This window comes from Micromonospora humidisoli, assembly GCF_016900955.1.
GTDB classification, from domain to species: domain Bacteria; phylum Actinomycetota; class Actinomycetes; order Mycobacteriales; family Micromonosporaceae; genus Micromonospora; species Micromonospora wenchangensis.
This window is the reverse complement of sequence record NZ_JAFEUO010000005.1, coordinates 493,980-512,486: the sequence shown is the minus strand read 5'-3', so window position 1 is coordinate 512,486 and position 18,507 is coordinate 493,980. Positions and strand designations below refer to the sequence as shown.

Annotated in this window: 16 protein-coding genes; 7 read left to right on the top strand and 9 right to left on the bottom strand. The window is 71.6% G+C overall.

What is annotated here, in order from left to right:
- Positions 1-29: 29 nt before the first annotated feature.
- Positions 30-1,043, top strand: coding sequence for a hypothetical protein (locus JQN84_RS20930; RefSeq protein WP_204960196.1), 1,014 nt, complete (start codon positions 30-32; stop codon positions 1,041-1,043).
- Positions 1,044-1,212: 169 nt separating this feature from the next.
- Here JQN84_RS20930 and JQN84_RS20925 read toward each other — a convergent pair whose 3' ends face one another.
- The 3 genes from JQN84_RS20925 to JQN84_RS20915 all read right to left on the bottom strand — a co-directional run bounded on the left by JQN84_RS20925 (position 1,213) and on the right by JQN84_RS20915 (position 4,946).
- On the bottom strand, positions 1,213-1,809 hold the full coding sequence (locus JQN84_RS20925; protein ID WP_204960195.1) for a polysaccharide deacetylase family protein: 597 nt from the start codon (positions 1,807-1,809) through the stop codon (positions 1,213-1,215).
- 8 nt (positions 1,810-1,817) lie between these two features.
- On the bottom strand, positions 1,818-3,011 hold the full coding sequence (locus JQN84_RS20920) for an endo-1,4-beta-xylanase (RefSeq protein WP_204960194.1): 1,194 nt from the start codon (positions 3,009-3,011) through the stop codon (positions 1,818-1,820).
- 309 nt (positions 3,012-3,320) lie between these two features.
- Positions 3,321-4,946 (bottom strand): glycoside hydrolase family 43 protein, encoded by a 1,626-nt coding sequence (locus JQN84_RS20915; RefSeq protein ID WP_204960193.1) that lies wholly within the window; start codon positions 4,944-4,946, stop codon positions 3,321-3,323.
- Between the two features lie 245 nt (positions 4,947-5,191).
- Between JQN84_RS20915 and JQN84_RS20910 the strand changes: the two genes are divergently transcribed.
- The 5 genes from JQN84_RS20910 to JQN84_RS20890 all read left to right on the top strand — a co-directional run bounded on the left by JQN84_RS20910 (position 5,192) and on the right by JQN84_RS20890 (position 10,556).
- The gene (locus JQN84_RS20910; RefSeq protein WP_204960192.1) at positions 5,192-6,484 is read left to right on the top strand and encodes an extracellular solute-binding protein; all 1,293 of its coding nucleotides are present in this window, start codon (positions 5,192-5,194) and stop codon (positions 6,482-6,484) included.
- Positions 6,485-6,539: 55 nt separating this feature from the next.
- Entirely contained in the window at positions 6,540-7,538 is a 999-nt protein-coding gene (locus JQN84_RS20905; RefSeq protein WP_204960191.1) for a carbohydrate ABC transporter permease, read from the top strand.
- Positions 7,535-8,374 (top strand): carbohydrate ABC transporter permease, encoded by an 840-nt coding sequence (locus tag JQN84_RS20900; RefSeq protein ID WP_204960190.1) that lies wholly within the window; start codon positions 7,535-7,537, stop codon positions 8,372-8,374. The genes JQN84_RS20905 and JQN84_RS20900 overlap by 4 nt, the downstream gene beginning before the upstream one ends.
- 93 nt (positions 8,375-8,467) lie before the next feature.
- On the top strand, positions 8,468-9,454 hold the full coding sequence (locus JQN84_RS20895; RefSeq protein ID WP_239485909.1) for a LacI family DNA-binding transcriptional regulator: 987 nt from the start codon (positions 8,468-8,470) through the stop codon (positions 9,452-9,454).
- A gap of 361 nt (positions 9,455-9,815) precedes the next feature.
- Positions 9,816-10,556: a cellulose binding domain-containing protein gene (locus tag JQN84_RS20890; RefSeq protein ID WP_204960188.1), complete on the top strand. Its 741-nt coding sequence runs from the start codon at positions 9,816-9,818 to the stop codon at positions 10,554-10,556.
- A 129-nt stretch (positions 10,557-10,685) separates the two neighbouring features.
- On the opposite strand, the gene JQN84_RS20885 is transcribed toward JQN84_RS20890, so the two are convergent.
- The 4 genes from JQN84_RS20885 to JQN84_RS20870 all read right to left on the bottom strand — a co-directional run bounded on the left by JQN84_RS20885 (position 10,686) and on the right by JQN84_RS20870 (position 15,767).
- Positions 10,686-11,150 carry a hypothetical protein gene (locus JQN84_RS20885; RefSeq protein ID WP_204960187.1) on the bottom strand — a complete coding sequence of 155 codons (465 nt, stop codon included), beginning with the start codon at positions 11,148-11,150 and terminating at the stop codon, positions 10,686-10,688.
- Between the two features lie 58 nt (positions 11,151-11,208).
- Positions 11,209-12,336: a glycoside hydrolase family 53 protein gene (locus JQN84_RS20880; RefSeq protein WP_204960186.1), complete on the bottom strand. Its 1,128-nt coding sequence runs from the start codon at positions 12,334-12,336 to the stop codon at positions 11,209-11,211.
- 156 nt (positions 12,337-12,492) lie between these two features.
- The gene (locus JQN84_RS20875; protein ID WP_204960185.1) at positions 12,493-14,736 is read right to left on the bottom strand and encodes a M4 family metallopeptidase; all 2,244 of its coding nucleotides are present in this window, start codon (positions 14,734-14,736) and stop codon (positions 12,493-12,495) included.
- Between the two features lie 200 nt (positions 14,737-14,936).
- Complete coding sequence (locus JQN84_RS20870; protein ID WP_204960184.1) at positions 14,937-15,767, bottom strand: PIG-L family deacetylase; 831 nt, start codon at positions 15,765-15,767, stop codon at positions 14,937-14,939.
- Between the two features lie 160 nt (positions 15,768-15,927).
- Here JQN84_RS20870 and JQN84_RS20865 point away from each other — a divergent pair, with 160 nt between their 5' ends.
- Positions 15,928-16,551: a DUF1349 domain-containing protein gene (locus tag JQN84_RS20865; RefSeq protein ID WP_204960183.1), complete on the top strand. Its 624-nt coding sequence runs from the start codon at positions 15,928-15,930 to the stop codon at positions 16,549-16,551.
- Here the strand turns inward: JQN84_RS20865 and prfH are convergent.
- Together prfH and JQN84_RS20855 are read right to left on the bottom strand one after the other, a co-directional pair.
- Positions 16,511-17,185, bottom strand: a complete 675-nt coding sequence (gene prfH / locus JQN84_RS20860; RefSeq protein ID WP_204960182.1) for a peptide chain release factor H — start codon at positions 17,183-17,185, stop codon at positions 16,511-16,513. The genes JQN84_RS20865 and prfH overlap by 41 nt on opposite strands.
- Complete coding sequence (locus tag JQN84_RS20855) at positions 17,182-18,330, bottom strand: RNA ligase RtcB family protein (RefSeq protein WP_204960181.1); 1,149 nt, start codon at positions 18,328-18,330, stop codon at positions 17,182-17,184. The genes prfH and JQN84_RS20855 overlap by 4 nt, the downstream gene beginning before the upstream one ends.
- Positions 18,331-18,507 lie beyond the last annotated feature (177 nt).

Sequence of the window (18,507 nt, the reverse complement as noted above, 5' to 3'; positions counted from 1 at the left end):
AACCGCTGGTCGAGCATCAAGGAGCCCAGGTGTCCTCACCCCATCAGCCGCCACCGGGCGGGACCGGAAGTCCCACCGGCAGCGAGAACTACAGCGTCCACTACCCGCCCACCGAGAGCGAGTACGGGCAGATCAGTTACTCGCCGAGCGTCTACAGCCAGGCCAGTAACCCGCAGGTCAGCTACACCCCCAGCAACTACAGCCAGGACGCCCCGAGCAGCTCGTCCGTGGCGTCGGGCTACGGCCAGTACGGCGCGGCCGACTACCAGGACCTGGTGGTCCAGCCGTACGGCTCGTCGAACTCCTCCGGCCGCAGCAGCCCCGGCCCGGGCGACTCGATCAGCGTCGAGTGGAACGAGGGGGAGACCAGTGAGCATTCCCTGGACAGCCGCAACCGGGTGATGACCTGGGCGCAGCAGGCGGGGAAGTGGGTCTACGAGAACGACGAGAAGATCGTCAACTTCGTGTCGATGGTCGCGTCGCCCGGGGTGCAGGGTGCCGCCGGGCTGCGGGGCAACGCGGTGGCCAACAGTGTGGGCCTGGCCCTGGCCGCCGGCCCCGGCATGTACGTGGTGGGCAAGGAGGTGATCAACTCGCTGCGCAACGGCCAACAGGGTGACCTGGTCCGGGCCGCCTACGGCGCGGTGGCCGCAGCCGGCGCGATCACCTGGGGGGTCGGCTACGCGCCGGGCCAGGACACCACGGCCGGCAACGCCGGGGCCATCGTGCACGGTGTGGGCTCCGGGTTCATGGTCACCCGGGGTCCCCGGGAACAGCCGAGGCGCTCCCACCAGGACACGGAGTCCCGCGGGGAGATCGCCGACACCGCCAGCTCGCACCACAGGAGCGGGGCCACCTCCCGTAACCACACCTCGCGTAACCACACGTCCCGTAGCCATACCTCCCGAGACCACACGTCCCGCACCACGGGCCGCGACGAGGTCTCGGCCCGGGAGCCGGTGAGCCGGCGCAACGGGGCCGACCGTAACCGTGACCGGGACAACCGCGGGCACCGGCGGGGCGGAACCAGCGGTGGGAGCTGAGCCGTCGTCATGACCGTCGACGTCGGGGTGTCCCGGGTCCCGCACGGGGCCCGGCGGCACCCCGACGTCAGGGCGGCGGGCCAGCTGCGTACCCCGGTCCGCCCGTGCCGGTCGGACCGCCGCCCGTGCCGGCGTGGCCCGGTCTCCCGGGCCACGCCGGCCGCCGCGATCAGCAGGCGGGCAGGGTGAACCGCCAGCGTCGTGCGCGCAGCACGGGTGCGACCCGGTCGACCGCCGCGACGCTCTGGCTGCGGTCGCCGCCGCCGTCGTGCAGCAGCACCACCGCGCCGGGGGTGACCCCGTCGAGCAGCCGGCGGACGAGTTCGTCGGTGCCCGGCGGCTCCCAGTCCCCGACGGCCAGCCGCCACCCGAGCGGTCGCATGCCCAGCGCGGCGGCCACCGCCGGGGTCGCCCCCCAGGCCCCGTAGGGGGCCCGGAAGTACCGGACCTTGGCCGCCGGCACGGCCCGCCGGATGGCCTCGTTGGTCTCCCGCAGGTCCGCCTCGATCCGCTCGGGTGACCAGGCGGACATGTCGTCGTGGTGCATGCTGTGGTTGCCCAGGTGGTGGCCGTCGGCCACGATCCTGCGCACCACCTCGGGGTGGGCCTCGACCTGCCCGCCGCAGAGGAGGAACACGGCCGCGATCCGGTGCCGCCGCAGGACGGTGAGCAGGCGCGGGGTGTCGGTGGGGTTCGGGCCGTCGTCGAAGGTGAGGCTGACCGTCCGTCCGCCGCCCCGGGCCGCGTCGAGGATGTCGGCGACCACCGGCCGGCCTACCGGCGCGGCTTCGGCGTGGCCCGCATCCGCACGTACGGCGGTCCGGCGTAGATCAGGTCGGCCTTCATCAGCTGGTACGACCGCTTGGGCTGGTAGTTCTCGTCGTAGATGGTGGCCAGGCCCTGCGGCGGGTCGTCGAAGGTGCCGGGCACCCAGGAGTGCCGGTCGGTGAAGCCCCAGACGGTGAACGACAGGCAGCGCGGCTCGGCCAGGCAGGCCTGCAACAGCACGTGGAAGTTCGCCGCAGACGCCTGGAGCCGGGGGTTGATCTCCTCCGAGTCGCCGGCCTGGACCCCGTCGGTCAGCCGGCTGCGCACGTCGACCTCGGTGAACGCGGTGGACAGTCCCAGCCCGGCGAACCGGTGCAGCGCGTCGGATACCTGGAGGGTGTCGTAGTTGCCGTACTGGGTGCCCAGGTGGCCCTGGCTGCCGACGCCGTCGATCGGCACGCCCCGGGCCAGCAGGCCCTTGACCATGTCGTAGACGAACTGGGTCTTGTCGTTGGCCGGGTCGCCGGAGCCGAACGCCTCGATGTTGTAGTCGTTGTAGAACAGCAGGGCGGTAGGGTCGGCGGCGCGGGCCCAGCGGAACGCGTCGGCGACGTAGCCGGGGCCGAGGTGTTCGGCCCAGAACCCCTTGTAGTGCAGGGTGGACGGGGTGTCCCAGGGGTCGCTGACGGCCTCGTTGACCACGTCCCACTGCCAGATCTTGCCCCGGTAGCGGCTGGCGACGGTGGTGATGTGCCGGCGCAGGATCGACCGCAGCTCGGTGTTGTCGATGGAGCCGTCGGCCACCCCGTCGGTGAGCCACTTGGGCAGCTGGCTGTGCCAGACCAGCACGTGGCCCCGGACCTTCTGGCCGTTGCGCCGGGCGGTGGCGACGAGTTCGTCGGCCGCCGACCAGTCGTAGCTGCCCCGGGTGGGCTCCAGCGACTCCCACTTCATCACGTTCTCGGCGGTGACCGTGGAGAACTCGTCGCGGACGATCTCCCGGTAGCGGGGCTCGGCGGGGTCGGCGAGGGCGGCCATGTCGACCGCGGTGCCGACGTACAGGCCGTGGCGCTGGCCCAGGGCGCGCAGGCTCTGCGCGGTCGGGTCGTACGGCCGCTGCGCCGTGGCCGGTACGGCGTTCAACACACCGGCGGTCGCGACGGCGACCAGTCCGGCAGCCATCCACCGTCTGAGCATCATCTGCGTTCCTTTCCCGAGGCCCGTCGACGGGTCGACGGCGGCGAGGTGGGGCAGGGGTGCGGTGCGGCCACCGATGCGCGCGGGGGACGGCCGCGCCGGAACCTACCGATAGTTCACTATCGATTTCCGGAAGTCGACTGGAACGTTACGAGCGCAGACCCGCCGGGTCAACCATCGATACTTCCGGAACTCCTGGTCACGCCGCCGACGCCGAGTCGCAACGTTTCGACGGCGACGGGCTCCGGGCACGACCATGACCGGCTCCACCGGAGCCGGTCGTGGTGCGGTCGGTCGTGGTACGCCGGGCGGTCAGTGCTCCCGGTAGGTGGCCCGGTCGAAGTCGGCGTACCCGCCGTCGCCGCCGAGATCCTGGACCCAGAGCCCGAGGAACGCCCCGGTGAACCCCCACGCGGCCGGCTCGCCGTCGATGATCAGGGCGGCGTGCTCGTCGGAGAGGATGGTCGCGTCCAGCTCGACCGGGAGCTGCTGCCAGCCGGCGCCCAGGTCGTAGCCGAAGCGCACCACCGGACCGTCGAACTCGGCGCGCAGGCCGACCCGGGTGACGCCGCCGGTGTTCACGGTCAGCTCCGGGTGGGCGGTGCGCCGGCCGTTGTCGGAGCTGAGCAGCTCCAGCACGGTGCGGCCGTCGTCGGCCCGGGTCAGGTAGAGATGGTGCCAGTTCAGGGTGTTGTAGTACGCGGTGATCCCGGCGAGCTGACGGTGGTCGACCGGGTCGAACTCGACGACGGTCTCCAGGGCGCACCGGGTCGCGCCGACCCGGCGGGCGACCAGGCTGGGGGCCTGCCGCCCCACCGGTGACTGCCCACCGTGGACCCGCAGGTGCGACGGCCGGGCCCGCAGGTCGATCCAGTCCGGGGCGGCCGGCCGGCGCAGCGTCGACCACGCCGGGCCCAGCTCGTCGGTGTCGAAGTCGTCGGTGTCGGGTTCCGCCGGCCACGGGTGTGCCGGCAGGTCGGGGGCGTCGACCTCGTCGGCGGGCACCCCACCGGGGATCCGGGGCCAGCCGCCCGCGGGCCACTCGACCCGCTGGATCGCGGTCTCCCGGCCCAGGACGCAGCTGCCCAGCGGGGAGTAGGGGCGACCGACCAGGTGGGCGAGGTACCACCCGCCGTCGGGGGTGCGGACCAGGCTGCCGTGGCCGGCCTTCTGCAACCGCAGGTCGGGTCGGCCCACCGAGGTCAGCAGCGGGCCGTCCGGGTCCACCTCGTATGGTCCGAGCAGCTCGCGGGAGCGGGCCACGGTGACCTGGTGTTCCCAGCTGGTGCCGCCCTCCGCGGTGATCAGCCAGTACCAGCCGTCGTGGCGGTAGAGGTGCGGACCCTCGGTGACCCCGACCGGGGTGCCGGTGAACAGGATGCGGGGCCGGCCGACGAGGCGGCGCGCGGCCCGGTCGTACTGCTGGATCTCGATGCCGCCGAAGCGGTCCCGGCCGGGCCGCCAGTCGGCGCTCATGGCCAGCAGCCAGGTGGTGCCGTCGTCGTCGTGGAACAGCGCGGCGTCGAAGCCGCGCCCGTGCAGCTTCACCGGGTCCGACCAGGGGCCGGTGATGTCGGGCGCGGTGATCAGGAAGTTCTGCGGATCCCAGTAGCCGCTGGCGAAGCTGGCCACGTCGCTGTAGACGAGGTGGAACTGCCCGTCGTGGTAGGTCAGGTCGGGTGCCCACACGCCGTTGGAGTCGCCGCAACCGCGCAGGTCGAGCAGGCGGCGGTCGGTGATGATCCCGCCGAGCGGTCGCCAGTGCACCAGGTCGCGCGAGTGGTGCAGGCGGACCCCGGGGTACCACTCGAACGTCGAGGTGGCCAGGTAGTAGTCGTCGCCGACCCGCAGGATCGACGGGTCCGGGTGGAACCCGGCGAGGACGGGATTGCGGATCGACCGGGCAGCGGTCGCCACTTCAGCGGTGTCGGTCGACACGTGCACTCCTCGGGGCAGCTCTCGAAACTTTCGAAATCAGGTCCGTGCTCGGTGAAGCCCTGCACACGCTAGCCGTTTTCGCCGCGATAGGACAGAGGTCTTGACCCGCGTGGAAACAACTCGTAGCGTGCCCGCCATCGATCGGTAATACCGGCGACGCTCTGAAAGTTCCGGAGATACACGTTTCGAATCCCGCCGGCCCGGCCGGCGCCCGAGCACCTCGTGAGTCCCTGAAGGGATGGATCATGACAGCGCACCTCTCCCGCAGATCGCTGCTCGGCCTCGTCGGCGCCGGTGCCGGCGCGTACCTGCTCAGCGGCTGCAGCGACGACGCGTCCGACGACCCGGACGCGCCCCAGACGATCAACTGGTGGCATATCCAGAACACCGAGCCGATGCTGCCGGTCTGGGCGGCCGTGGCCCAGGAGTACCAGGGCGCGCACAGCAACGTGAAGATCGAGATTCAGCCGCTGGAGAACGAGGCGTTCAAGGCCAAGCTGACCACCGCCACCCAGGCCGGCTCCCCGCCGGACCTGTTCCAGTCCTGGGGTGGCGGGGTGCTCAAGCAGCAGGTCGACGCGGGCCTGGTCAAGGACCTCACCGAGACCGTCGCCCCGTGGAAGGACACCCTGCTGCCGCTGTCCCTGGAGCCGTATACGGTGGACGGCAAGATCTACGGGGTGCCGTTCGACATCGGCATGGTCGGCTTCTGGTACAACAAGGACCTCTTCGCCCGGGCGCAGATCACCGCGCCGCCGGCCACCTGGGCCGAGCTGCTCGACGTGGTCCGCAAGCTCAAGGCCGCCGGGATCACCCCCGTGGCGCTGGCCGGCAAGGACAAGTGGCCGGCCCACTACTACTGGGCCTACCTGTCCATGCGCATCGGCGGGCTCGGTGCCCTCCAGCAGGCCGCCAAGGACAAGAACTTCGAGACCCCCGACTTCGCGGCCGCCGGTGAGCGGCTCAAGGAACTGGTCGACCTCCAGCCGTTCCAGAAGGGCTTCCTCGGCGCCGAGTACGGCTCCCCGGACGGCCAGGCGGCCACCATGGGCAACGGGGGCGCCGCGCTGGAGCTGATGGGGCAGTGGGCACCGTCGGTGCAGGCGTCCAGCTCGACCAGCAAGAAGGGGCTCGGCGACAAGCTCGGCTTCTTCCCCTTCCCGGCCGTCGACGGCGGCAAGGGCTCGGCCACCGAGGTCTTCGGCGGTGGCAACGGCTTCGCCGTCGGCAAGGACGCCCCGCCGGCCACCATGGACTTCCTCAAGACGCTGCTCAGCGTCGACGTCCAGCGCCGGAGCGCGAAGACCGGCGCGGTGCTGCCGACGGTCAAGGAAGCCACCGACGCCATCGCCGACCCGAACAACAAGATCGTGGCCGAGAGCCTGGCCGCCGCCACCGGCTTCCAGCTCTACCTCGACCAGGCGTACCCGCCGGCCGTCGGCCAGCAGGTCAACGACAGCGTCGCCGCCCTGGTCGCCGGCAGCAAGTCACCGGCGCAGATCCTCAAGGACATCACCCAGGTGGCGAAGACCCAGTAGTGACGTCCCACCCCCACCGATCACCAGCCGCCGGCGAGAACTGAGTGGAGCAGGCATGACCACGCCATCGATCCTGTCGAACGCGGGACCCGGCGGCCGAGTGACCGAACCGTCGGGGCCGGGGCCGGGCGGCGGACGCCGTACCGGCCGCCGGCCCCGGCCGGGCCGCCGCCGTGCCCTGGCCATCTTCCTCACCCCGTCCCTGCTGCTGTTCCTGCTGCTGGTGCTGGCGCCCATCGTGGTGGCCAGCTACGCCAGCCTCTACAAGTGGAACGGCTTCGGTCTGCCCGAGAACTTCATCGGGCTGGACAACTACACCCGGGCCTTCGCCGATCCGGTGTTCCGGGGCGACCTGTGGCACGGCCTCGTGCTGATCGTGCTCTCCCTGGTGGTCCAGTTGCCGGTCGCGATGGGCCTGGCGATGCTGCTCAACCAGCCGCTGCGGGGACGCGCCGTCTACCGGGTGATCTTCTTCGCCCCCTACGTGCTCTCCGAGGTCACCACCGCTGTCCTGTTCAAGCTGGTGTTCTCGCCCAACCGGGGGTTCGGTGACGCGATCTCCCGGTTCCTGGGGGCCGACGCGGGGGCCGTCTTCGCCGACCCGGACACCGTCCTGTACGCCGTCTTCCTGGTGGTCTCCTGGAAGTACTTCGGCCTCTACATGATCCTCTTCCTGGCCGCCCGGCAGAACATCCCCAAGGAACTCAACGAGGCGGCGGTCACCGACGGGGCCAGCGCGTGGCAGGCGTTCCGGCACGTCACCCTGCCGCTGCTCGGCCCGACCATCCGGATCAGCGTGTTCCTGTCGGTCATCGGCACCATCCAGCTCTTCGACATGGTCTGGGTGCTCACCGGCGGCGGCCCGATCCACGCCTCGGAGACCATGGCCGTGACGATGTTCCAGTACGGCTTCCGCCGCTTCGAGGTCGGCTACGCCAGCGCGATCAGCATCATCATGTTCCTGCTGAGCCTCGTCTTCGCCCTCATCTACCAGCGCATCGTGCTGCGCCGGGACACCGAGGGTGCCCTCACCGTCCAAGGAGACCAGCGATGACCAGCCCGGCGAACCCGGCCCAGCGGGCCCGCCGCCTCCTGCTGCACCTCATCTCCATCGCCGTCGGCGCGCTCATCGTGGTGCCGGTCTGGTTCGGGGTGATCGGCGGGTTCAAGGACAACGGGCAGCTCTCCACCAACCCGCTCGGCCTGCCCGACCCGTGGGCGCCGAGCAACTACCTCGACATCGTCACCGCCGGGGTGTTCTGGCGCAACGTGGGCAACAGCGTCTTCATCGCCGTGGCCAGCACGTTCGTCGTGGTCGCCGCGGCGGCGATGGCCGCGTACGTGTTCGCGCGGTTCGCCTTCCGGGGCCGGGAGTTCCTGGTCACCATCTTCGCGATCGGGCTGATGTTCCCGTTCGCGGTGGCGATCCTGCCGCTGTTCATCCTGTTGCGCGGGATGGGGCTGCTGGACAACCCGCTCGGGGTGATCCTGCCGCAGGCGGCGTTCGGCCTGCCCATCACCATCATCATCCTGCGGCAGTTCTTCCGGACTATTCCCGGCGAGGTCGAGGAGGCGGCGACCCTGGACGGCTGCGGCCCGTTCGGCTTCTTCTGGCGGGTGCTGCTGCCGATGGCCCGTCCCGCCCTGGCCACCGTGTCGGTGCTGGCCCTGGTGAGCAGTTGGAACAACTTCATGCTGCCGCTGGTGGTGTTCACCGACCAGAGCTGGTGGACCCTTCCCCTCGGCGTCCAGGCGTTCCAGGGGCAGTACTCCGACGACACCGCGAAGGTGCTCGCCTACGTCGTGCTGTCGATGATCCCGGCGCTGGGCTTCTACGCCATCGCCGAACGTCAGCTCATCGGTGGGCTCTCCGGCAGCGTGAAGGGGTGACCCGGACCTGCTGCGATAGCCTTCTGCGACTGTAGTTCCCCGACCGAAAGGGCGACCGTGGGCTCCGAGAACGGCAGGAACGTCACCATCGCGATGATCGCGCGGTTGGCGGGCGTCTCCGTGCCCACGGTCTCCCGGGTGATCAACGGTCGGTCCGACGTCGCCCCGCAGACCCGGGAACGGGTGGAGGAACTGCTCACCCGGCACGGCTACCGTCCCCGCTCGGCGGCGCGACGCACCCAGTCCGCCCTGATCGACCTGGTCTTCAACGACCTGGACAGCCCGTGGGCCGTGGAGATCATCCGTGGGGTGGAGGACGTCGCGCAGGCCAGCGGGGCCGGCACCGTCGTGTCGGCCATCCACCGGCGCACCTCGTCGGCCAAGCAGTGGCTGGACAACATGCGCACCCGCTCCACCGAGGGGGTCATCTTCGTGACCTCGATGGTGGAGCCGCCGTTGCAGGCGGAGTTGCGCCGGCTACGGCTGCCGGTGGTCATCGTCGACCCCGCCGGGGTGGCCCCCCAGGAGGCCCCCACCATCGGCGCCACCAACTGGGCGGGCAGCCTGCGCGCCAACCAGTACCTGCTCGGCCTCGGCCATCGGCGGATCGGCTTCATCGCCGGCCCGCCGCAGCTGATGTGCAGCCGGGCCCGGATGGACGGCTACCGGGCCGCGCTCGACGCCGCCGGCCTCGCCATCGACGACCGGCTGGTGCGGCCCGGGAACTTCTACCACGAGTCTGGCTACACCGCCGGCATGCACCTGTTGGGTCTGCCCGAACCGCCCACCGCGATCTTCGCCTCCAGCGACCAGATGGCGCTCGGCGTCTACGAGGCGGTCCGCAAGCGTGGCCTGCGGGTGCCCGACGACGTCAGCGTGGTCGGCTTCGACGACCTGCCGGAGGTCCGCTGGTGTTCGCCGCCGCTGACCACGATCCGTCAACCGCTTGCCGAGATGGGCATGCTGGCCGCCCGTACCGTGCTGCGGCTGGCCCGGGGCGAGACGATCGAGAGTCCGCGGATCGAACTCGCCACCGATCTGGTCGTCCGCGACAGCGCCGCCCCGCCGCGTAACCGCTGATCCGACCCGTTCTGGGCGATCGGTCGGACGGCGGCGCGTCACGCCCGTCCGGCTGGCACGCCGGCCGGCCGGACGGGCATTGCATCGACAGTCATCGAATGCCAGACTGTTCTGACGTCGTCACGCTCGGGAGCCAGCGTGACCACTCGTGCGTCGATCCGTCGGACACGCGGGGCGACCGCGCCACCCCGCGCCGGGCAGTCCGCGACGGTGACCACCGGCCGGTCGCCCCGCCCGTGTCGTCCGGCACCACCCGGTCCACGGCCGCCGTCGGTCGCGCAGAGATCACCCACCCCTCACCGCCCGGCACCCCAGGCCCGTCCCGGCCGCCGGTGCCCCCGCAACCCTCTCGGAGGTACGGATGCTCCGCACGCTCGGCGTGGTGCTGGCGACCACGACCCTGACCCTGGCCGGTTGGGCCGGCACGCTCACCGGCGCCCAGGCCCAGCCGGCGCTCTCGGCCACCCCCCTTCCCACCCCCACCTACGCCTGCCCCCCGGCGCTGCCGGTCTCCGGGCAGTTCGTGTCGGCCAGCGCCACGAGCATCACCGTCCGGTACTCGATGATCATGACCCCGCCGTGCGGCTACAACCCGCCGATGACCCTGGTCCTCTTCGCCAGCCGGGAGGACGCGACGGCGTGGCTGAACCCGGTGGCCTCGGCGGTGTCCGGCCCGGAACGGCAGGGGGACATCACGGTCACCGGGCTGACCCCGGACAGCGACTACTGGTACCGGTTCAGCGCCGGGGAGAAGCACGACCCGTACGTGCTCAACGGGCCGGTCCGGACGCTGCCGGCCGGGTCGGCGTCGTGTCGGGCGACGATCACCATCGACAACCGTTGGACCGGCGGGTACGCGGCCACGGTCACCGTACGCAACACCGCCGAGGAGACGCTCAACGGCTGGCAGGTCACCTGGCGGTGGTTGGGCGACGAGCGCATCTCGGCCCTCTGGAACGGCGTGCTCACCATCTCCGGTGCCGACGTCACGGTGCGCAACGCCTCGTGGAACGGGACGCTGGCCCCGGGTGGCAGCACGACCTTCGGCATGCTCGTCTGGACCAACGCGCCGGGCCCGCTGACGCTGAACTGCGGCCGGTGACCGTCGGCCGGCGGGTGACGGTCGTGTCGGCGCGCGGGCACACCACACGGCACTGAGGCGCACACCGGTGTGCCGCCACCCACCCGGTTGGCGGCACACCGTCGGTCCGGCCCGCCACCCATCGACCCGTCAGGCGGTCAGCGACTGCCTGATCCGCGCGTACTCGGCGGCCATCTCCGGCGTGGCCAGGAAGTCGTCGAGCGCGGCCGAGACCCGGTAGTCGACCTCCTCGACCGAGCGCAGGGCGAGTTCGTGCAGCTCGCCGCGCCGGTGCTCCTCCAGGTAGCTGGTCCAGTGTTCGAGGGCCGACAGGGCGATCAACAGGCCGGGATCCATGTCGCCGTCGGCGAGGATGCCCTCGTCGATGCGGTCGAGGTGGGCGCGCAGCTCGCTCGCGTCGGCCGTGGTGATCCGCTCCCGCGCGGCGGTCAGCGCCGCCCAGGCGTCCTCGTCGAGGTCGTCGGTACCGGCCTCGTCGATCAGGTCGGCCTCCAGTAGGCGGGTGACGGTCGCCAGCCCGAAGGCGTGCAGGGCGTCCTCGTCGGCCGCGTCGACCAGCTCACGGATGGCCGCTTCGCACTCGTCGTATCGCACCGCGCCAGGGTAGTGCCCGGTCGGCGGGCCACCGACGGTGGCCCGCCGACCGTCCGGCCTACGGCCGCCAGCGGATGTTCGGGTTCACCTGGCCGGTCCAGTTGAAGATGGCCATGTTGTCCCACTGGTTGCCGGTGCCGTTGATGTTCGCCGGGTCCCAGCCGTTGCCGGGCACCGCGTACCAGGTCGGTTCCCAGTAGAAGACGCCGATCGCGCCGGCGTTGCGGGCGGTGTCCTGCACCCAGGAGAACTCGGTGGCCTGGCCGGTCCAGCTCGCCTGGTGCCCCGCGCAGGGTTCGGTGCCGTTGATCGCGTTGGCCTCGTAGTCGGCGTTCGCGGCGGTGAACGGGTACGCCGTCTCGGTGAGCACCACCGGTTTGCCGTACCGGGTGCGGACGTCGGTGATGACGTTGTAGAGGTTGGCCAGCGTGCCGTGCCACATGCAGTAGTACGACAGGGCGGTCAGGTCCCACTGCACGCCCTTGGCCCGGATGCCGTCGTAGAACCAGCGGGCGTGGTCCATGCTGTCCGCGTTGGCGGTGTGGATGATCACCTGGGTGCCGCCGTTGCACGCCTTGGTGGCCTGGTAACCGGCCTTGAGCAGCAGGCTGAGGTTGGTGAAGTCGTTGTTGACGACCTTGCCGTCGTTCCACAGCATGCCGACGTTGATCTCGTTGCCGATCTGCACGCTGTCCGGGGTGGTGCCCTGGTTGCGCAGGCTGGTGCACACGTCGTAGGTGTAGTCGTAGACGTCGGTCTGGAGCTGGCCGATGCCGTGGTTGGCCCAGGCGGCCGGCTTGTACTGCTTGCCCGGGTCGGCCCAGGTGTCGGAGTAGTGGAAGTCGATCATCAGCTTGAGGCCCTTGGCCTTGACCGTCCTCGCGTACGCCAGCACCTTGGCCTTGTTGTTCCAGCCGCTGGCCGGGTTGTTCCAGACCCGCAGCCGGACGTAGTTGACGCCGACGCCCTTGAGGATGTCGAGCGGGTCGCGGGCGGTGCCGGCCGCGTCGTAGTACCGCGCGCCGAGGTCCAGGCTGCGCTGCACGGAGGAGACGTCCGCGCCGAGCATGGTCAGCGTGTTCGCGGCCGACGCCGGCGTCGGCGGGCCGAGCAGGGCGGCGGGCAGGGCGACCGCCGCGAGGAACGCGACGGCCCAGGCCCGCAGGCGGGATCGGTACGGAGTCATCCGGACCTCCTCGGTGGTGGGGTGGTGGGGGAGCTGCCGGCGTCGGGACGGCGACACCAATAGATGAACATGACTATAGCGGGGTGGGTTCGGGTCGCCGACGCGTGAGCGGGCCACCCGGGAAACCCCGGATGGCCCGCCCGTGTCGCCGATACGTCAGAGGTTCAGGCTCCAACTGTTGAGGTAGCCGGTGTCCAGGCTCGCCGCGTCCTGCACCCGCAGCCGCCAGGTGCCGTTCGCCGTCTCCGAGGAGAGGTTCACGGTGTACGTCTGGTCGATGTTGTCGGTGCTGCCCCCGGAGCGGTTCTGCAGCGTGTACACGCTGCCGTCCGGCGCGATCAGGCTGACCACGAGGTCACCGATGTAGGTGTGCACGATGTGCACCTCGACCTTGCTCGCGGTCGACGGGGTCGCCGCGCAACCGCTGATCACGATGGTGCTCTGCACCGTCGAGTTGTCGGCGATCGGCACGTCGGTGCCGTTGCTGCCGGAGCAGCCCGGCAGCCCGTTCACCGTCACGTTCAGCGTGGTCGTGCGGGCCACCGAGGGGGCGGTGCCCACCACCGTGATCGGCACCGTGCCGCTGCCGGCGGTGGCGGCGGCGGTGACCGTGACGGTGGTCGACCCGCCGGCGGTGACCGAGGCGGGGGAGAACGACACGCTCACCCCGGCCGGCAGCGGGCCGGTCGAGAAGGTGACCGTCTCGGCGGTGCCCCGGATGACCGTGGTGCTGACGGTGGCGGAGCCCGAGGTGCCCGGGTCGAGGGTCAGCGTCGTCGGGGAGACCGCGACGGTGAAGTCGTTGGCGGCGCACGACTCGGTGCCGGTGACGTTCACCGCGGTCCAGGCGGCCATCACGGCCTTGTACTCGGTGCTGCACAGGCCGTACAGGTCGGTGGCGGCCGACAGGGTGTGGATCCGCGCGGTGTTGGTCGGCTGGGCGGTGTTCACGTAGCGGGTGTTCGACACGAAGTACGCGTCCAGCGCCCGGAACCAGATCTTCTCCGCCTTCTCCCGGCCGATCCCGGTCACCGGCGGGGCCGACCCGCACAGCGGCGAGGTGCCGTACGGGGTGACGCCGGAGCCCTCGGCCAGGTTGAAGAAGAAGTGGTTGGCCACGCCCGAGGAGTAGTGCACGTCAAGGCTGTTGGTGCTGGTCGACCAGCAGCCGTGCGACGAGCCGTCCAGCGTCGGGTTGTACATGTAGCGCAGCGGCGCGCCGGTGCCCCGGATGTCGATCTTCTCGCCGACCTCGTAGTCGCCGGGGTCGACCGGGGTGTTCGCGTAGAACTCCACCATGTTGCCGAAGATGTCGCTGGTGGCCTCGTTCAGGCCGCCGGACTCGCCGGAGTAGGTCAGGCCACCGGGGACCACGTTCTCGGTGACGCCGTGGGACATCTCGTGGCCGGCGACGTCGAGGGCGACCAGCGGCTTGGCGTTGCCCGTGCCGTCGCCGTAGGTCATCTGCGCGCCGTCCCAGAAGGCGTTGACGTACGCGTTGCCGTAGTGCACCCGGCTCGGCACGCCGGTGCCGTTGCCGAAGATGCCGTTGCGCCCGTGCACCTCGGTGAAGTAGTCGAAGGTCGTGGCCGCGCCGAAGTGCGCGTCGACGGCGGCGGACTGCCGGTTCGAGGCCGCGCCGGTGCCCCACACGTTGTCGGCGTCGGTGAAGGTGGTGCAGGTCGACGTGCCGTTGTTCATGTCGCAGGTACGGCCGTTGCCCCGGGTCGGGTCGATCATGCTGTAGGTCGACCCGGACAGGGTGGTGTCGATCGCGACCGGGCCGGCGTAGATGCTGTTGCCGGTGCCGACGACGGACTCGATCTCGTCGTAGGAGCCGATCCGGGCCCCGGTGAGCGCGTCGCTGATCACGTGCAGCTTCGAGGGGGTCTGCCCGTCGGGCGCCCAGCCGGACACCACGGTCTCCCAGGCGAGCCGGCCGGTCCCGCTGCTGGCGTCGACGAACAGCTCCGCCGCGCCGGTGCCGGTGATCCGGCCGGAGAACGCGGTGGTCGCCGCCTTGCTGGCCTTGGCGGCGCTGACCTTCGGGGTGGTGGCGAGGCTCAGCGGCGCGGCCAGGCCGACCGAGCTGCCGGCGTAGTCGCCGTCGGCCCCGGTGCGGATGACGACATCCCCGCCGTAGACGCGGAGCCCGTCGTAGGTGCGGGTGTAGCGGACCGTGCCCCGGCCCTGGGCGTCGCGCCTGCTGCTGTGCACGGCGTAGCGGTCCTTCGCCGACGACCTGACGTCGCGGGAGTGCTCCTTGAGCGCGGTGTCGGCGGCGGCGACCAGCGATGGTCCCGCGGTGGGGGGCGGAGCGGCGGACGCGCCCGTGGTGGTGACCACGAGACCACTGCCGACCAGCATGGTGACGCCGGCCAGCGCTAGGGCTGATCTCAAACTGACCTCCCCGATCCGAGATGCTTTCGCATCTTTCGATGACGCGATCATCGTCGGCTGTGGAGAGTCTGGGAAGACGGTTGTCGATGGATAACCATACCGAGTTGTCCATCTTTCCGAAGTGATGGCCGGCGGGTCACCCCCCGGGGTGTTCCGTCCCGGTTACGGCTGGAACACCCCGGCAACAATCGCCGGATCGGTCAGCGCAGACCGGCGAACAGGTCGTCCTCCGGCAGCGCCGCCCCGGTGGTGTCGCGGACCCGGACGAAGGTCTCCCGGCCCATCAGCTCGACGAACCGGTCCCGGCCCATTCGCAGGAAGAAGATGTTCTCGGTCTGGCTGGCGTGGGCGGCCAGCGCGTCGAACTTCTGGTTGCCGTAGCTGCTGGTGTCCACCCAGGTGGTGATCTCGTCGTCGGGCAGGCCGAGCTGCGGCCCCGGTGCGTCCTGCGCGTCCGGCTCGGCCCACTCGACGCCCAACTCCTTCATCACCCGGCCGAACTCCGCGAACGCCGTGCGCGGCACCGTGGTCCAGTAGACCTTCGCCGGGATGTCGGTCATCTCGACGGCGGCCATGGTGATCCGGTGGGCCTGGATGTGGTCGGGGTGGCCGTAGAAGCCGTTCTCGTCGTAGGTGACCACCACGTCCGGCCGGTACCGGCGGATCAGCTCCGCCAGCCGCTGCGCCGCCTCCGCCACCGGCGTGGTCCAGAACGCGCCGGGCGACTCGTTGTTCGGCCAGCCCATCATCCCGGAGTCGGCGTAGCCGAGCGTCTCCAGGTGACTGACCTTCAACGCCGCGCAGCTGGCCTCCAACTCGGCCTGCCGCATTGCCACCACCGCCGCCGGGTCGTGCCCCGGCTCGCCCGGCTTGACCCCGCCGGGGCCGTCGCCGCAACCACCGTCGGTGCAGGTCACCAACACCGTCGTGATGCCCTCCGCTGCATACCGGGCCAACACGCCACCGGTGCTCGTCGCCTCGTCGTCCGGGTGCGCGTGCACCGCCATCAGGGTCAGACCTCGCTCTACCATGCCCTCACCCTAGGCGGCCCGACCGACGACGGTGCGTACCGGCCCGGTGGGGGAGCCGGGGGTCGGCGTCCGCCGGTCCCGCTGTTCCCGGTCGTGCACCGTCACCCGGACGCGCCACCGGGGCGACGCGCGTGGGGGGCCGCGGCGGATAATGGCTGTCATGACCACCACCCGCACCGTCCCGGGTCTGCCGTTCGCCCTGTCACCCTCGCCCGAGGCGGCGTGGACGATCGTCGAGGCCGACGGCGTGGTGACCGGCTCGGCGGCCCCACGCAGCGACATCTTCATCGACCCGGCGGCGGGTGACCCGGTGGTCGGGGCGACCCTCGACGCGGCGACCCTGCTCGGCCTGCCCCCCGACGGTGACTTCCAGTTCAGCGCCCGGGTCACCGTCGACTTCGCGGCCACCTACGACGCCGGGGTGCTGCTGCTCTGGGTCGACGAGCGGCACTGGGGCAAGCTCTGCTTCGAACTCTCTCCCGACGGCGAACCGATGATCGTCTCGGTGGTCGCCCGGGGCGTCGCCGACGACGCCAACGCCTTCGTCGTCGACGCCCGCACGGTCTGGCTGCGGGTGTCCCGGATCGACCACGCGTTCGCGTACCACGCCTCGGTCGACGGGCGGACCTGGCGGATGGTCCGCTACTTCGGCATCGACGGCGCGGCCACCGCCGCCACGATCGGCCTGGAGGCGCAGTCGCCGACCGGCGACGGCTGCCGGGTCGTCTTCGACGACCTCCGCTTCACCCGCGACCGGCTGACCGACCTGCGGAACGGCTCCTGACACCGGCCCCGGTCGCGGCGGGCGGCCGGGGACGTTCGACCCGCACGGCGTCGCCCCGGACGAGTTCGTCGTGCAGGCGTCGGCGGGCGGCGGTGACGGCGCGGCCGGCACGCGCGTCACCCTCGGCGAGACGCTGCCGCAGCAGCCGCAGCGCGGCGGCGCGGTTGAGGCTGAACTGCCGTTCGCTGTCGACCACCACGACGGTGCCGGAAGGGCGGTGGGTCGCCCGCGCCGCCGTGCTGGCCTTGTTCCGGTGCTGACCGCCCGGTCCACCGGTACGGCAGGCGACGACGTACACGTCGGCCTCGACGAATGCGGTGCTCGGGGTGTCCACCCGGCACGGTCGGGCGGTGACGTACCAGTTCTTCCGACCGGTCCCCGGCCGGTACGGGCTGGGCGCCTGCCAGCACAGGGTGCCCGTCCACCCGGCGGCGAACGTCGCCGCGTCGGGCCCGTCGAGCCGGAGCAGGACCGACCGGTAGGTGCCCGGTCGGTCGCCGGCGACGGACTCGACCCGGTGGCTGTCCACCCCGTGCCGGGCGGCGTCGGCCGCCAACCGGCCCAGCAGCCGGGCCACCGCCCACTCGCACTCCTGTGGACCGCGCCCGGCCGACAGGAGCAGGTGGACGCTCACCTACGACCCCGCCGACGCTCGTCCCGGCGGTCCGGCCCGAGGTCGGGCGTCTTGTAGGTGACCAGCGGGACGGTGCTCGCCACCGGGGTGGCCAGGTCGTGCGCGACGAGGTCGGCGATCACCTGCTCGATGCGTTTGTAGGCCGTCGGCGCCTCCTCGAACAGCAGTTGCCGGTCGCCGCACACCACCAGCGAACCCACCGGCGTACGCCGCAACTGCGCGACGGTGTGCTTGGCGCGGCCCCGGCGCAGCGCGTCGGCGCGGGACATCTTCCGCCCCGCGCCGTGCGCCACGGAGTGGTTGGCCGCCGGGCCGGCGTGCCCGGCCACCAGGTACGACGGGGTGCCCCGGGTGCCGGCGACCAGCACGTCCCGGCCGTCGCCCGGGGCCGCCCCCTTGCGGTGCAGGTACTCGCCGTCGCGGACCTCGACCAGGTTGTGGCACTGGTCGACGACCGGCTCGGTGGGTTCGGCCCCTAGGGCGTGGGCGACCCGGGCGGCCAGCACCCGCCGGTTGAGCGCGCCCCAGCGGACCGCCTCGTCGTGCCGCGCCAGGTAGCCGGCCGGGTCGGGGGCCGGCCCCGCGCCGTGGGCCTCGGTGTGCGCCCGCAGGATCCGCTCGCCCAGGCCCCGCGACCCGCTGTGCACGACGAGCACGAGGTCACCGGCGACGAGCCCGAGCCGGTCCGTGTGGTCCGCCGCGAGGACGGTGTCGATCCGGGCCAGTTCGACGAAGTGGTTGCCCCGACCGACCGTGCCGAGCCCTTCGACGTGACCGGCGGGCGGCCCGCCGGGCGCGACGGCCCAGACCGGGTCGTCGGGGTCCGGCGACCGGTCCAGGTCCGGGAACCGGGCGGCGATCCGCTCGGGTACGGCCCGCTTCAGGCCGATCGGGAAGACGGCTATGCCGCACCCGATGTCGGAGCCCACCAGGTGCGGGTAGAGCACGGTCGAGGCCATCGCCGCGCCGATCGGGGCGCCCTTGCCCGGGTGCAGGTCGGGCATGGCGGCGACGTGCCGCATGCCGTCGAGTGCGGCCACCTGGTGGCACTGCCGCACGGCGTCGGACTCGATCCAGCTCTCGGGGGAGGCGAAGACGGTGACGGTGGCCGTGGTCGGGGACGGCGGGGAATGCTGTGCGGACACGAATGCTCGTTTCGGGTGACGGGAACGACGGACGGCACGCGGCGGCACGATGGCAGCCGGCGGCACGATGGCGTGCGGCGGCGCCACGGCGCGGTGGCGCGGCACGGGCGTGCGGGATGCGGGGGTGTCCGTCAGTACGTCATGCCCGTCAGCCTGGCCCACCGGACCGCTTCCGCC

Coding starts and splice junctions, on each gene's coding strand:
- JQN84_RS20865 (WP_204960183.1), top strand. CDS start 15,928: ATGACCACCACCCGCACCGTCCCGGGTCTGCCGTTCGCCCTGTCACCC.
- JQN84_RS20905 (WP_204960191.1), top strand. CDS start 6,540: ATGACCACGCCATCGATCCTGTCGAACGCGGGACCCGGCGGCCGAGTG.
- JQN84_RS20900 (WP_204960190.1), top strand. CDS start 7,535: ATGACCAGCCCGGCGAACCCGGCCCAGCGGGCCCGCCGCCTCCTGCTG.
- JQN84_RS20870 (WP_204960184.1), bottom strand. CDS start 15,767: ATGGTAGAGCGAGGTCTGACCCTGATGGCGGTGCACGCGCACCCGGAC.
- JQN84_RS20895 (WP_239485909.1), top strand. CDS start 8,468: ATGATCGCGCGGTTGGCGGGCGTCTCCGTGCCCACGGTCTCCCGGGTG.
- JQN84_RS20910 (WP_204960192.1), top strand. CDS start 5,192: ATGACAGCGCACCTCTCCCGCAGATCGCTGCTCGGCCTCGTCGGCGCC.
- JQN84_RS20890 (WP_204960188.1), top strand. CDS start 9,816: ATGCTCCGCACGCTCGGCGTGGTGCTGGCGACCACGACCCTGACCCTG.
- JQN84_RS20920 (WP_204960194.1), bottom strand. CDS start 3,011: ATGATGCTCAGACGGTGGATGGCTGCCGGACTGGTCGCCGTCGCGACC.
- JQN84_RS20880 (WP_204960186.1), bottom strand. CDS start 12,336: ATGACTCCGTACCGATCCCGCCTGCGGGCCTGGGCCGTCGCGTTCCTC.